Source organism: Curtobacterium sp. PsM8 (assembly GCF_030433875.1).
GTDB lineage: Bacteria > Actinomycetota > Actinomycetes > Actinomycetales > Microbacteriaceae > Curtobacterium.
Window position 1 is genome coordinate 1 of the sequence record NZ_JARUXD010000083.1, and the last position, 13,255, is coordinate 13,255.

At 72.4% G+C, this 13,255-nt stretch carries 14 protein-coding genes, 2 tRNA genes and 1 riboswitch; of the genes, 8 read left to right on the top strand and 8 right to left on the bottom strand.

What is annotated here, in order from left to right:
* Positions 1 to 34: 34 nt before the first annotated feature.
* Both QCD68_RS15150 and QCD68_RS15155 read right to left on the bottom strand, forming a co-directional pair.
* Positions 35 to 107, bottom strand: a tRNA-Arg gene (locus QCD68_RS15150).
* A gap of 14 nt (positions 108 to 121) precedes the next feature.
* Complete coding sequence (locus QCD68_RS15155; protein ID WP_301223625.1) at positions 122 to 682, bottom strand: AAA family ATPase; 561 nt, start codon at positions 680 to 682, stop codon at positions 122 to 124.
* A 325-nt stretch (positions 683 to 1,007) separates the two neighbouring features.
* On the opposite strand from QCD68_RS15155, the gene QCD68_RS15160 reads away from it, so the two are divergent.
* From QCD68_RS15160 to QCD68_RS15170, 3 genes are read left to right on the top strand one after another with little or no spacing between them, the layout of a single operon-like run.
* Positions 1,008 to 2,099, top strand: a complete 1,092-nt coding sequence (locus tag QCD68_RS15160; RefSeq protein WP_301223626.1) for an acylneuraminate cytidylyltransferase family protein — start codon at positions 1,008 to 1,010, stop codon at positions 2,097 to 2,099.
* On the top strand, positions 2,096 to 2,974 hold the full coding sequence (locus QCD68_RS15165; protein ID WP_253461971.1) for an N-acetylneuraminate synthase family protein: 879 nt from the start codon (positions 2,096 to 2,098) through the stop codon (positions 2,972 to 2,974). The genes QCD68_RS15160 and QCD68_RS15165 overlap by 4 nt, the downstream gene beginning before the upstream one ends.
* Positions 2,971 to 4,374: a DUF6716 putative glycosyltransferase gene (locus tag QCD68_RS15170; protein ID WP_301223627.1), complete on the top strand. Its 1,404-nt coding sequence runs from the start codon at positions 2,971 to 2,973 to the stop codon at positions 4,372 to 4,374. Before QCD68_RS15165 ends, QCD68_RS15170 begins: the two co-directional genes overlap by 4 nt.
* On the opposite strand, the gene QCD68_RS15175 is transcribed toward QCD68_RS15170, so the two are convergent.
* Together QCD68_RS15175 and QCD68_RS15180 are read right to left on the bottom strand one after the other, a co-directional pair.
* Complete coding sequence (locus tag QCD68_RS15175; RefSeq protein WP_111075935.1) at positions 4,315 to 4,578, bottom strand: thioredoxin family protein; 264 nt, start codon at positions 4,576 to 4,578, stop codon at positions 4,315 to 4,317. The genes QCD68_RS15170 and QCD68_RS15175 overlap by 60 nt on opposite strands.
* Before the next feature lie 123 nt (positions 4,579 to 4,701).
* Positions 4,702 to 4,992, bottom strand: a complete 291-nt coding sequence (locus tag QCD68_RS15180; RefSeq protein ID WP_111075934.1) for a hypothetical protein — start codon at positions 4,990 to 4,992, stop codon at positions 4,702 to 4,704.
* Positions 4,993 to 5,121: 129 nt separating this feature from the next.
* Between QCD68_RS15180 and QCD68_RS15185 the strand changes: the two genes are divergently transcribed.
* The 5 genes from QCD68_RS15185 to QCD68_RS15205 all read left to right on the top strand — a co-directional run bounded on the left by QCD68_RS15185 (position 5,122) and on the right by QCD68_RS15205 (position 9,135).
* Positions 5,122 to 5,556, top strand: coding sequence for a MarR family winged helix-turn-helix transcriptional regulator (locus QCD68_RS15185; protein WP_301223628.1), 435 nt, complete (start codon positions 5,122 to 5,124; stop codon positions 5,554 to 5,556).
* Entirely contained in the window at positions 5,553 to 6,794 is a 1,242-nt protein-coding gene (locus tag QCD68_RS15190; protein WP_253461954.1) for an MFS transporter, read from the top strand. Before QCD68_RS15185 ends, QCD68_RS15190 begins: the two co-directional genes overlap by 4 nt.
* Positions 6,795 to 7,779: 985 nt before the next feature.
* The gene (gene orn / locus QCD68_RS15195) at positions 7,780 to 8,484 is read left to right on the top strand and encodes an oligoribonuclease (protein ID WP_301223629.1); all 705 of its coding nucleotides are present in this window, start codon (positions 7,780 to 7,782) and stop codon (positions 8,482 to 8,484) included.
* A 73-nt stretch (positions 8,485 to 8,557) separates the two neighbouring features.
* Positions 8,558 to 8,633 (top strand) — tRNA-His (locus QCD68_RS15200).
* Between the two features lie 157 nt (positions 8,634 to 8,790).
* A complete protein-coding gene (locus tag QCD68_RS15205) occupies positions 8,791 to 9,135 on the top strand; it encodes a metallopeptidase family protein (RefSeq protein WP_111075930.1) in 345 nt (114 codons plus the stop codon).
* Here the strand turns inward: QCD68_RS15205 and QCD68_RS15210 are convergent.
* The 4 genes from QCD68_RS15210 to QCD68_RS15225 form a co-directional block, all read right to left on the bottom strand.
* Positions 9,090 to 9,725, bottom strand: coding sequence for an ATP-binding protein (locus tag QCD68_RS15210; RefSeq protein WP_301223630.1), 636 nt, complete (start codon positions 9,723 to 9,725; stop codon positions 9,090 to 9,092). The genes QCD68_RS15205 and QCD68_RS15210 overlap by 46 nt on opposite strands.
* Positions 9,718 to 10,437, bottom strand: a complete 720-nt coding sequence (locus tag QCD68_RS15215; RefSeq protein WP_301223631.1) for an energy-coupling factor transporter transmembrane component T family protein — start codon at positions 10,435 to 10,437, stop codon at positions 9,718 to 9,720. Before QCD68_RS15215 ends, QCD68_RS15210 begins: the two co-directional genes overlap by 8 nt.
* A gap of 83 nt (positions 10,438 to 10,520) precedes the next feature.
* The gene (locus tag QCD68_RS15220; protein WP_301223632.1) at positions 10,521 to 12,395 is read right to left on the bottom strand and encodes an ABC transporter ATP-binding protein; all 1,875 of its coding nucleotides are present in this window, start codon (positions 12,393 to 12,395) and stop codon (positions 10,521 to 10,523) included.
* A complete protein-coding gene (locus QCD68_RS15225) occupies positions 12,392 to 13,039 on the bottom strand; it encodes an ECF transporter S component (RefSeq protein WP_301223633.1) in 648 nt (215 codons plus the stop codon). The genes QCD68_RS15220 and QCD68_RS15225 overlap by 4 nt, the downstream gene beginning before the upstream one ends.
* A riboswitch (TPP riboswitch) is annotated at positions 13,034 to 13,144 on the bottom strand. (Overlaps the previous gene by 6 nt.)
* Positions 13,145 to 13,255: the final 111 nt, after the last annotated feature.

Below are 13,255 nucleotides of genomic sequence, written 5' to 3' on the forward strand. Positions count from 1 at the left end.
CCACCCATCACCGGGTGGCGGCCTTCGTCGTCGGTGCCCCCGGCAGGAATCGAACCCGCGGCACGGTGGGTAGAAACCACCTGCTCTATCCACTGAGCTACGGGGGCGGACGCCGACGATCTTATTCGGTACGCGTGCGCAGCCGCCCGACGAACCGCTCGATCTCCCGCTGCGATCGCAGGTGGACGACACGGAGGTGCGGGGTGTCGGCAGCCAGCACCGGTACCCGCTGCCGCATCTCGTTCCGCTTCGCGATGCCCCAGCGCAGGATGTGTTCGCTGCGGGTGAAGAACGTCCACAGCGGCGGTTCGACGTTGCCGTTCCACAAGACCGTGCGGTGCAGGCGCCGCCGGATCGTCCGTCGCAGGAGACGGACGAACGCGACCGGCTTCGGCAGGTCGAGCCAGACGAGGGTGTCCGCGCGATCGACCAGGAGCTGCCGCACCTGCCGGTACTGCCACTCGGAGACCCAGGTCGGAGCCGAGGTCATCTCGTCCACCCGCGCCCCGAAGTCGGGCAGCACCGTCCACCCGGGCCCGTGGAACATCCCGTCGAGTTCCGTGTGGGGAGCGCCGATCGCCCGCGCGATCCGCTGCGCCGTCGTCGTCTTGCCGACGCCGGCCGTCCCCGCGACGAGGACCCGTCGAGGCGGCGGATCGAGGACGTCATCGGCGCCGAGCATCCCCCGACCCTAGGCCAGGTTTGCCCACCCGTACCAGCCCACGCGGCGCGAGCGGCCCGCCCGTCGTGAGCGGGCACCCGGCGCGAGCGGGCGACCGGCGTGAGCGGGCAGAACACCAGGGCCGGGCCCCACCGCACCCGGGTACTCCGCCCGCTCACGCACCACGCGCCTCCCGGCCCACCCACCCGGGTACTCCGCCCACTCACGCACCACGCGCCTCCCGGCCAGCCGCACGGCCGCCCGCCTGCGTCCCCTTCCGGAACGGTTCGCCGCCCGTCTCCCTGCCGTTCCTCTCAGCGTCACCGCCGCTCCCTACGTTTCCCCCATGAGCTCCGAGCCCCGTGTCATCGCGGTGATCCCAGCGCGAGCGGGCTCGAAGGGGATCCCGGGCAAGAACCTCCGCCAGGTCGCGGGCCGCTCGCTCGTCGCACGCGCGGTCGCGGCAGCCCTCGCCGCCGAGACGGTGGACGAGGTCGTCGTCAGCACGGACGGCGACGCGATCGCTGCGGAGGCCGTCGCGGCCGGGGCACGGGTCGTCCGGCGCCCGGCAGACCTCGCGGGTGACGAGGCCTCGTCGGAGTCCGCGCTCCTGCACGCACTCGACACGGTCGCGCCTCAGGCGCCGGAGGCAGGCGAGCATCCCGCTCCGGAGGTCCTCCTCTTCCTGCAGGCGACGTCACCGTTCATCGACCCCGCCGACCTCGACCGGGCCGTCGGGCGTGTCCTCGAGGGTGCGGCCGACTCCGTGCTCGCCGCTGCCCCCTCGCACGCCTTCCTCTGGCGCCTCGCCGAGGACGGCTCCGCCGTCGCAGTCAACCACGACGCCGCCACACGCCCGCGCCGCCAGGACCGGGCACCGGAGTTCCGCGAGACCGGCGCCTTCTACGCGGTCCGCGTCGCCGCCTTCCGGGAGGCCCGCCACCGCTTCGTGGGCCGCGTCGAGCTGGCGGTCGTCCCGGCCTCGACTGCCATCGACATCGACGAGCCGCACGACCTGGCCCTCGCGTCCGCGCTGGCGCCCCTCCTCGAGGTCGAGGTCGAGGCCGCCCCCGCAGACCAGCCCGCCGTCGCCTCCCCGGTCGCTCCCACCCCGCGAGCGGGCGGAACACCAGCCCCACGCGCAAGCGCACCCGGTGCATCCGCCCCTTCACGCGCCTCCGCTCCGCGAGCGGGCGGAACACCAGCCCCACACGAGAGCGCACCCAGCGCTTCCGCCCGCTCACGCACGTCCACCCTGCGAGCGGGCGGAGTGCCAGCCCCCCACGCGAACGCACCCAGCGCTTCCGCCCGCTCACGCACGAGCGCCCCCGAACCAGCCGCCGCCAGCGCCACCACCAGCGCCACCAGCGCCCCCGCACCCCGCCCCACTGACCCTCACCCCGCGCGGATCTCCGCCGCGGAGAACGGAGCACCATGAGCGTCCGCATCGGCCTCTCCACCATCGGCGCCGGCAACCCCGCCTACCTCATCGGCGAGATCGGCCTGAACCACAACGGCGACGTCGAGATCGCCAAGCAGCTCATCGACGTCGCTGCCGACGCCGGCATGCAGGCCGTCAAGTTCCAGAAGCGGACGCCGGAGATCTCGACGCCCGAGCACATGAAGTCGATGCCGCGCAGCACCCCCTGGGGCGACATGACCTACCTCGACTACCGCTACCGCGTCGAGTTCGACCGCGACCAGTACATCGAGATCGGTGACCACGCGACCCTCCGTGGCCTGGACTGGTTCGCGTCGCCGTGGGACGAGCCGTCGGTCGCCTTCCTCGAGGACCTGAACGTCGTCGCCTACAAGATCGCCTCGGCGTCGGTGACGGACCTCGGCATGCTCGCCGCCGTCGCCGCGACCGGCAAGCCCGTGATCCTCTCGACCGGCATGTCGACGATGGAGCAGATCGACCGCGCCGTCTCGACCCTTGGCACCGAGCGGCTCGTGCTCCTGCACGCCACCTCGACGTACCCGCTCCCCCCGGAGGAGGCGAACCTCCGCATGATCGAGACCCTCGCCACCCGCTACGCCTACGCGGGCGTGCCGGTCGGCTACTCCGGTCACGAGCCGGGCCTGCAGATCTCCCTGGCGGCCGTCGCACTCGGCGCCACGGCCGTCGAGCGGCACATCACCCTCGACCGCACGATGTGGGGGTCGGACCACGCCGCATCGCTCGAGCCGCACGGTCTCCGCACGCTGGTGCGCGACATCCGCATCATCGAGACGGCGATGGGCGACGGCGTCAAGCGCATCTTCCCCGGCGAGCAGGCGCCCCTCGCCAAGCTCCGTCGGGTGGGTGCGTGAGCGCTGCGGCGAACGACGACACGGGGGCTGCCGGCCGGGAGGCGCGCCACCCCGCCGGCACGCCGCCTCGCCGCCGACGGGTGGTCGGCCTGGTCGACACGGACTCGTTCGCGAAGTGGGGCGCCCACCTGCTCTCGGCGGCACCGGCGCACTGGTCGCTGGAACTGCTGACGGTGGCGACGCCACGGTCGGCGAGTCCGGCCCAGCTGCGGGCGGCGTTCCGTGACGTCGATGCCCGTCTGGGGCCGATCGACCTCGCACCTCCCGAGCCGCTGAGCGTGGACGAGGTGGTGGCGCGCCTCCAGGCCGACCCGCCGGATGCGGTCCTGGTGTCCTGCATCGGCCCCGTTGCGGAGGTCCTCATCGACCAGGTCCTGCGCTCGGTCCCGCGGCGGCCGGTCTTGGTGAGCGGGCTGCCGGGCATCTCGTTCCCGGCGAAGTGGAAGGGCGTGTTCCTGCGGGCGCGCGCCGACTTGTTCGTGCTGCACAGCCACCGCGAGGTCCGCGAGTACCGGAGCCTGGCGACCGCCGGCGGTGTCGAGCCGTCGTTCGCCCTCGCGACGCTGCCGTTCGCCCGGTCGACGGGAGCCCCGCGCGCCGGGGTGGTGCGCGACTCCGTGGTGTTCGCCGCGCAGCCGAGCGTGCCCGCAGAGGAGGGCGACCGCCGCCGCGTCGTCTGCTGGCTCGCCGACACCGCCCGGGCCCACCCGGAGTGGCGTGTCGTGGTGAAGACCCGCGCGGCCGCCGGCGAGCAGCAGACGCACCGCGAGACCTTCCCGTACGCCGATCTGCTGCCGGCCGATGCGCCGTCGAACCTCGTGGTCGAAGCTGGGCCGATGTCGGTGCACCTCGACCGGGCCGTCGCGCTCGTGACGATCAGCTCGACGGCCGTCCTCGAAGCCGCTGCCCGGGGTGTGCCCGCGTTGACGCTGACGGACTTCGGCACCTCACGGTCCCTCATCAACGAGGTGTTCGTCGACAGCGGGCTCGAGGGCACGGCTGACGACCTGGTGCACGGTCGCTTCGGGAGGGTGCGTCCGGAGTGGATGGCGGACAACTACTTCCACACGGCAGCCGACGACGACTGGGCGGACCGTGCCGAGGAGCTCATGCGCCTCCGGGACGCCGGACGGCTGGTCGACCGCCCTGCTGCCAGACGCAGTCGGGGTGGTGCGCTGCGGCGGGCGTGGGAGCGGCGGAACGCGCTCGGCGATCACGACCGGTCGGTGATCGGCCGAGTGGCGGCGCTCATCGGGACGCCGATCCGGGCCGTCAAGCGATCCGTGCGACAGGCCCGGCGGGTGGTGCGTCCAGCCTTGACGCCGGTCGTCGCACCGGTGTCAGTCGAGCGCCTTCGCGACCGCGACGAGGAACTGGTCACGGGTCGGGACGCCCGCTGAGCGGAACACCTCGGTGCCGTCGTCGCGACGGACGAGGACGGTCGGGGTCGACCGGATGCCGAGCTCCTCGACGCGCTCGGGGTCGTTCGCGATGTCCCGTTCGGTGACGACGAGGCCCGGCACGAGACGCGCGGCGTCGCCGACGACCCGACGAGCGGCGGCACACGGCGCACAGAACGCGGACGTCCAGAGATCGACCTGCATGGTGTGGTGCAACGACGACTGCGGCTAGGACACTCCCGATCGGACGACGATGCCTCGGCCGACAGTGTCTGAACGACAGTGCCCCCGGTCGTCCGCGACGACCGGGGGCACTGTCAGTGGCTGCTACTCGCGGTCGAACTCGCCGGAGCGGTCGCCGCGGTCCTGCAGGTCGTCGACCGGGTCGGACTGGTCGGGCGCGAACGTGTAGTCGACCGAGATCTGGTCGAGGACCTGGCGGGAGCCGGTGGCCTTGTAGGTGAAGGCGGTCTGCAGGCCCTCGACGTCCGCGAACACCGTCACCTCGTCGTCCAGCGCGTCGCTCGTGGCGGTGCGGGTGTCCGTGGTCCCGTCGAAGGGGCCCTCGTGGAAGATGGCGGTGAACTCGTCGCCCTCGTGGATGGTGATGTCGGTCATGTCTCCCTTCTACCAGGGCAGGGGGCACCGCCGTCCAGCGCATCGTGACCGGAGGGCGGAGGTCCGTGTCCTGGCGGAGGTGTGCCGGGCCTCCTTGCCGGATCCATAGCAACGCTATATAGTTCCACCGTGGAACAAGCGCGGGAACAGACCATCGAGACGCTCCTCGTCTCCGTCAACCGGCTCATCCGGTCCGCGCTCCAGGCCACCGGCCACACCACGTCCACCGCCGTCTGGCGGACCCTCGGCATCCTCGAGGCCGACGACGCACTCCGGCTCGGCGAACTCGCCCGCGCCTCACGTGTGTCGCAACCGACCATGACCCGCCTGGTCGCCGGCATGACCGCCGACGGACTCGTCTCACGCACCGTCGACCCCGACGACTCGCGCGGGCAGCGCATCGAGATCACCGACACCGGACGCGAACGACTCGTCGCGTGGCGAGCCGCACTCACCAGCACCGTCGGGCCCCTCTTCGAGGACCTCACCGACGACGACTGGGACATCCTGCACGACGCATCGGCCCTCATCGCAGCGAGGACCAGAACGGAGACCACCGCGTGAACGCGCACGCACCCGCCGGACAGTCCGGCTCGATCCTGAAGCAGTCGTCGGCGGTGTGGGCGATCGCCTTCGCCTGCGTCGTCGCCTTCATGGGCATCGGCCTCGTGGACCCGATCCTCCCCGCGATCGCCGAGTCGCTGCAGGCCACGCCCGCGCAGACCGAACTGCTCTTCACGAGCTACCTCGCGGTCACCGGTGTCGCGATGTTCTTCACCAGCTGGGTGTCCAGCCGGATCGGCGCGAAGAAGACCCTGATGATCGGGCTCGCCCTGATCGTGCTGTTCTCGGTGCTCGCCGCCGTGTCGAACGACGTCTGGACGATCATCGGGTTCCGCGCCGGCTGGGGACTCGGCAACGCGCTCTTCATCTCGACCGCACTGGCCACCATCGTCGGCGCAGCATCGGGTGGGACCGCGTCGGCGATCATCCTCTACGAGGCCGCACTCGGCCTCGGCATCGCGGTCGGACCCTTGGTCGGGGGTCTGCTCGGCTCCGTCAGCTGGCGTGGCCCGTTCTTCGGCGTCACCACCCTGATGGCCGTCGCGTTCATCGCGATCGTGGTCCTGCTGAAGACCGGCACGCTCGAGAAGCCCACGCCGACCAAGCTCTCCGCACCGTTCCGCGCCCTGGGCCGACCGGCCCTCGCCGCCCTGGCCGCGACCGCGCTGTTCTACAACATCGGCTTCTTCGTGCTCCTCGCCTACACGCCGTTCCCGCTCGGGTTCGGAGCGCTCGGCATCGGCTTCACGTTCTTCGGCTGGGGTGTCGGCCTCGCGATCACCTCGGTGTGGGTCGCGCCGATGCTCACCGCGCGGATGCGTCGGACCAGCGTCCTCAAGCTCGCGCTGCCCCTGCTCGCGCTCGACCTGTTCGCCGCGGCCGTCGTCGTGCGGTCCCAGGCCGGGCTCATCGTCTGCGTCGTCATCGGCGGACTCGTGCTCGGTGTCCTCAACACGGTGCTCACCGAGTGCGTCATGGAGGCGACCGACCTCCCGCGCTCCGTCGCCTCCAGCGCCTACTCGGCCGTCCGTTTCATCGGTGGCGCCATCGCCCCGCCCGTCGCGACGCTCCTCGCCGACGCGTACTCGCCGAGCGCCGCGTACGTCTTCGCGGGCATCTCCGTGGCCGTCGCGTTCCTGGTCGTCGTGCTCACCACGAAGGTGCTGCGGCGCGTCGACGACGGGGTCGAGCCGGAGCGCGTCGAGGCCGAGGCGATCACCGCCGGCGAGATGGCGTAGCTCCTCCGGTCGGCGATGGCCGGGTCCGCGGTGCGGGCCCGGCCATCAGTGCGTCCGGGGCGGGGCGCGTCCGGGGCGGGGCGTGGATGCGTTCGGGGCGGGGCGTGGCGAGCGGGCGAGATACCAGGGCGCTGCGCGCTCGCCTGCCGGGATTCCGCCCGCTCGGGGCGCCGTGAGCGGGCGAGATACCAGGGCGCGGCGCGCTAGTCTGCCGGGGTTCCGCCCGCTCGCGGACGCTGGCCGCGCGGGAGGCACGCGACCCGCCCGACGGACCGGTTGCGGGCCTCCCGGGCGCAGTCCGCTACGCGCCCGCTCCCGGGTCCCGGTGAGCGGGTGAGATGCCAGGGCGCTGCGCGCTCGCCTGCCGCAATTGCGCCCGCTCGCGGACGCTGGCCGAGCGGGAGGCACGCGACCCGCCCGACGGACCTGTTGCGGGCCTCCCGGGCGCAGCGCAGCAGCAGCGAACGGGCGGAACATAAGGGTGCGCCGCGACTGCCCGCCGGGATTACGCCCGCTCGCGCGCAAGGCCGGGCAGGAGGCACCTGAGCCACCGCGCGGTCCGGGCACGACCCTCTCGAACGCGTCCCTCACGCATCCCCGCTCCGGAGCCGTCGAGCGGGCGGAATGCCAGGGCGGGCCTTGCCGGGCGTCGGGTGTTCCGCCCGCTCGCGCGCCGGGACGGACTGGAGGCCCGACGACCGCCCGCAGGACCGGCTGCGGGCCTCCCGTGCGGGCGCTCGAACCTGCACCCACCGCGAGCGGGCGGAAGAGCAGCGGCACACGTGGGTGTCCCCTGGTGTTCCGCCCTCTCGCGCGCCGACGGCGCCCGGACCCGACGCCGACCCGGGTCCGGACCCGGACCCGGACCCGGACCCGGACCCGGACGCCGACCCGGGCCCGGGGCACCGCGCGCCGGCCCCGGAGCACCAGCGCTGCCGATCCACAGGAGCCGCGGGGTGTCGGTGCGCGGAAGTAGGATTGCTGCATGTCTGCCGCGAACGACCGCCTCGTCTGGATCGACTGTGAGATGACGGGGCTCGACGTCGACGTCGACGAACTCGTCGAGGTCGCGGTGGTCATCACCGACTTCGACCTCAATCCGGTCCACCCCGGGTTCGACATCGTGATCAAGCCGGACCAGTCGGCGCTGGACAACATGAACGACTTCGTGACGAAGATGCACACGACGTCGGGCCTCATCGACGAGATCCCGAACGGCGTGAGCCTGGCCGACGCCGAGTACCAGGTCCTCGAGTACATCCTCGCGCACGTCCCCGCCGAGGGCACCGCTCCCCTGGCCGGCAACACCATCGGTACCGACCGCGCCTTCCTGGCGAAGTACATGCCGCGCATCGACAACCACCTGCACTACCGCAGCGTCGACGTCTCGAGCATCAAGGAACTCTGCCGCCGCTGGTTCCCGCGCGTGTACTTCAACTCCCCCGAGAAGCACGGTGGCCACCGCGCGCTCGCCGACATCCTCGAGTCGATCCGCGAGCTCGAGTACTACCGCCGTGCCGGGTTCACCCCGGAGCCCGGGCCCGCCAGCGACGACGTCAAGGCGATCGCCGCCGAGGTCGTCGCGAAGTGGGAGTCCCGCCTGGCGCCGCAGTCAGGCCTGGCGCCGCAGTCCGGCCCGGAGCCGGTGTCCGCTGCGACCCCTCAAACCACCGCCCAAGTCACCGAGTAGCGATGGTGGTCCGGGCCGGCGTCCGGATGTACTACAATCGAGTGGTTGCTCCGGCTCGCCGGACTGACACATGGTGGGTATAGCTCAGCTGGTAGAGCGCCTGGTTGTGGTCCAGGAGGTCGCGGGTTCAAGCCCCGTTACTCACCCCATTCACGAAGGCCCCCGTCCGATGGACGGGGGCCTTCGTCGTGCACGGAGACACGGCCCAATGCATCCGCGCGGGGCGACCGCAGAGAGCCGCTGCCAGCGGAGATGCCATCTGCCCACCAGGACACGTCCGGTCAGCTGTGCCACGATCCTCCCGTGATGGAGATGTCGACCGAGGACTTCGAGCAGCTCGTGACCGACGAACTCGATCTCCTGCCGGACGACATGGTCGACGGGCTCGACAACGTCGTGTTCGTGGTCGAGGACGAGCCCGAGGACGGCTCGGACCTGTTCGGCATCTACGACGGCGTCGCCCAGACCGAGCGTGGCCAGTACGGCTTCGGGGAACTACCGGACCGGATCGTCGTCTTCCGGAAACAGCATCTGCTCGAATGCGACACGCTGGAGGAGCTCAAGGACGAGGTGCACACGACCCTCGTGCACGAGATCGGGCACTTCTACGGCATCGACGACGAACGGCTGCACGAGCTCGGCTGGGCGTAGTCCTCCTCCGAGCGCAGCACCTCGTCGGCGAGGGTCTGCGGCGCTTCGGCGGCGATGAACGCCTCCTCCTGCCGGGCCCACCGCTCCCACTGCCTCGCGAACGCCTCACCGTCGCGGTCGAGTGCGCGACGACGCCGTTCCCCCTCGTCCGCGGTGAGCCACACCCGGAAGGTCGCCAGCGGTGCCGACGCGCGGGACAACGCGCCGCAGCCCTCGATCACGAGCGGAGCAGAGGCGTCCACCGGCACCCACTCAGCAGGCTCGGACCTCGTCCAGTCCCAGCGCCGGTAGCCGGCGGGGACCCCGAGCACGTCCCGCACCACGGCGTCGGCGGCTTCCTGGAGGCCGTCCCACCCCGGGTAGATGTCGTCCAGGTGCACCAGGGTCGCGTCGAGTTCCCCCGAGAGCGCGTTCCCGAGCGTCGTCTTGCCGGTCCCGGAGCGACCATCGACGAGGACGATGAGACGGCTGTTCCGAGCGGTTCGGAACGCGGACCGCGCGCGGGAGGCAAGCGCGCGGGCGGAGGCGATGCGCGCCTCCAGTCCGTCACCGGTGGTCTCGGACCTGGCCGACGCGTCCGTCTCAGGCACGCCAGGTCCCCGAGGCGACGGCGGCGAGGACCGCCGCCGCGCCGATGCCGAGCAGGACGCCACACATCGCCCACTCCGGTCCGGCGAACCGGACGCGACGCGCCCACGTGCGCCGGCCGGGCGCGCCGAAGCCGCGGGACTCCATCGCGACAGCGAGGGTGGTCGCTCGACGCAGCGCGACGACGAGCAGGCCGAAGGCCATCGACAGGCCGCGACGGAGGCGCCCGCTGTCCGCCACGCCCCGGGCGCGCCGTGCCATCGCGAGCTGACGCCAGTCGTCGCCGAGCAAGGTCATCATGCGGATCGCGGCGAGGGCGCCGAGGACGAAACGCGCCGGCAGTCGCAGGATCTGCGCGAGCCCGTCCGCCAGGTCCGTGACGTCCGATCGGATGAAGAGGACGATGCCCGGGATGCCGACGGCGAGCACGCGCAGCATCGTCGCGAGTGCCAGCTGCAACGATCCGTCGGTCACGTGCGCGAAGGCGAAGTCGAACCAGACACGCCCGGACGGCTGCCCGTACAGGGCGATGCTCACCCCGGTCAGCGGGACGACGACGAGGACCGGCGACGTCCGGAGGAGCAGCGTCCGGACAGGGATCCGGAGCACCGGCAACAGCGCGAGTTCCAGCAGCAGTGCCGTCGCGGCCGACACCAGGTCGAGACTGAGGACCAGGACGACGCCGAGGGCGATCACTCCGAGCAACGACGCCACCGGCTGCACACTCCCCGCGCCACGCCCGGGCTGGACGGGAGGCTCGGTTCCGGTCCGTCCGCTCGCTGCGGTGACCGGGGCGGTCACCGTGACTCCCCGGTGGACCGGACGCCGGGCACGGCCGGTGTCAGTCCGTCCGCGTGGAGGACGACCTCGTCGGCGTCGAGCGCTCGGACGAGATCGCGGTCGTGCGTCACCACGACGACGGCTGTCCCGGCGTCGGCCAGTGCCCCGAGCTGCTCGACGACTGCACTCCAGGTGGCCCGGTCCTGCCCCGAAGTGGGTTCGTCGAGGACGAGGACGGGCGGGCGTGTCGCGATGACCGCTGCGACCGCGAGCCGCCGCTGCTCGCCGCCGGAGAGCGTGAACGGGTTGGCGTCCACGAGGTGGTCGAGCCGGAAGGTGTCGAGCAGTTCCGTGACCCGTTCGTCGATCGCGGCGGCGGGCATCCCGAGCGCGGCGGGCCCGGCGGCCAGTTCCTCGCGGACCGAGGCGGCGATGAACTGGTGTTCGGGGTCTTGGAAGACGGTGCCGATGCGGGCGGCGAGCTCCCGACTGGACCAGGAGTGCGGCGCGGGATCGGTCGGAGCCCCCTTCGTTCCGAGGAGGTCCGAGCTGGCTTCGAGCGTTCCGCCAGCGGGACGGAGGAGTCCCGCCAGGGTGAGGCCGAGCGTGCTCTTGCCCACGCCGTTCGGCCCGGTGACGGCGAGCACCTCGCCGCTCCGGACCTCGAGGTCGATGTCGTGTCCGATGTGTTGCATCCGGTCGCTGCCGCGCCGTTTCCCGGTTCGGCCGGCGCTCCGGCTTGCGTTGCGGCCGGGGCTCCGGCTCGTCGCGAGGCCCATCGCCCGGAGCAGCAGCGTCCCACCGGCGGCGAGTGGGGCCTGCCGTTCGCCCTCACCCGCGCCGAGCGGGCGAGATGCCGGGGTCGCGCGGGCGGGCGGTCCTGGTGTTCCGCCCGCGCGCGACGGGCGAGCATCGTCGGGGTCGGGGTCGACGCCGACGCCGGCGCCGACGCCGAGTGGGCGGAACTCCCCCGCCCCAGTCGTCTGCAGCCCTGGTGTTCCGCCCGCTCGCGCAGCGCCGGGCAGGGCCGGACCACGGGGGTCAGCGTCGGGCAGGGCAGCGCCACGGAGTGCAGCAGCGCGGAGGGCGTCGCGGCCCGCGCTCCGAGCCGAACCGCGGGTGGGCTCAGATCCCGGGACCCACACGCCGCCACGTTCGAGCGCGTCGGCGTGCTCGGCGAGCACGACGTCGGGCGCCCCGTCGGCGACGACTCCGCCACCTTGCTCGAGGAGCACCAGCCGGTCGACCAGGTCGAGCCAGGTGCCGATGCGGTGCTCGACGACCAGGAGCGTGGCCCCGGTGTCGTCGAGCAGGGCTCGGACGGCGTCGTGGACCTGCACGACACCGTTCGGGTCGAGGTTCGCGCACGGCTCGTCGAGCACCAGCGCACCCGGCCGCATCGCGAGGACACCCGCGAGCGCCAACCGCTGTCGCTGACCGCCGGACAGCCTCGTGGTGGAGCGGTCGAGCGGCAGGTCGAGTCCGACGACGTCGAGCGCATGGCGCACCCGGAGCCAGATGTCGCTGCGCTCGACACCCAGGTTCTCGCATCCGAAGGCCACGTCGTCGCCGATCCGGGACATCACGGTGTGGGCCTCGGGATCTTGCATGACGAGGCCGACCCGCCCGCGGACGGACACGGGTGCGACTCCGTCGACGAGGACCGTCCCCTCGACTGCTGCTGCCGTGTCGTCCGCATCATCCGGATCATCGGCGAGCACACCTGCCGCGGCGCGGAGGAGCGTCGACTTCCCGGCACCGGACGGCCCGACGACGGCGACGCGCTCACCGGGTTCGATGACCAGGTCGACGCCGCGGACGGCCCAGGTGCGCCGCTCGGGATAGCGCCAGCCCCAGCCGGAGAAGGCGATCCGAGCGGGGACGGTCGTCACGCTGCGGAGGCTCGAGGTCGCCGCCCGTGCTCCCGTCCGGCCGCGAAGGACGACAGCACGCCGGTGCGGGCGAGGGCGCGGACGAGCAGCCAGGACCCGAGACCGGAGATGACGACGCCCGAGATGATCGCGCAGATGACGTACGTCACCTGGAACGCGACCGTCGCACCGGCGTAGTAGCGGAATGCGTCGTTCAGGCCGAGCGCGAGCCCGGTCGCAGCTCCGGCGAGCATCACCACCGGCAGCTTCCACACTCGGTAGAGGAACAGCGCGAGGACGATCTCGGCGCCGATGCCCTGCACCAGACCGGAGACCAGTGTCCCCCAACCCCACTGCGTGCCGAGCATCGCTTCGACCGAGGCCGCGACGATCTCGCCGAAGAGTGCGGCGCCGGGCTTCCGCACGACGATGGCGACGAGGGGCCCTGCGAGGAGCCAGACGCCGCCGACCAGGGCCTGCGAGCCCGGGAGCACCAGGCCGAGCCCGGCTCCGATCGGCTCGTAGGCGACGTCCCAGAGCTTGAAGACGACGCCGACGGCCACCGCGAGGACCGCGGCGACGACGATGTCGACGACCCGCCAGCGCAGCGAGCGCTTCACGACCGGACGTTCGGTGGACGTTGTGGTGGGTGCACCAGTGGACATCGCGATGACTCCTCCCTGCGCCGGCATGATCCGGATCAGGTTCGACGGTCGGAGCGCGGTTCGCTCCCTCTCAGCCCGCTCTGGCGGACTCCCGTGTGTGTCTAAGCAGTGTACCCACCGGACACGGGGGGCGGGGGGGGGGGGGGCCCGCCCGGGGGCGCCGGGGGCGGCGGCGGGGCGGCGTGGGGGCCGGGGGGGGCTGGTCCGCCACTCCGG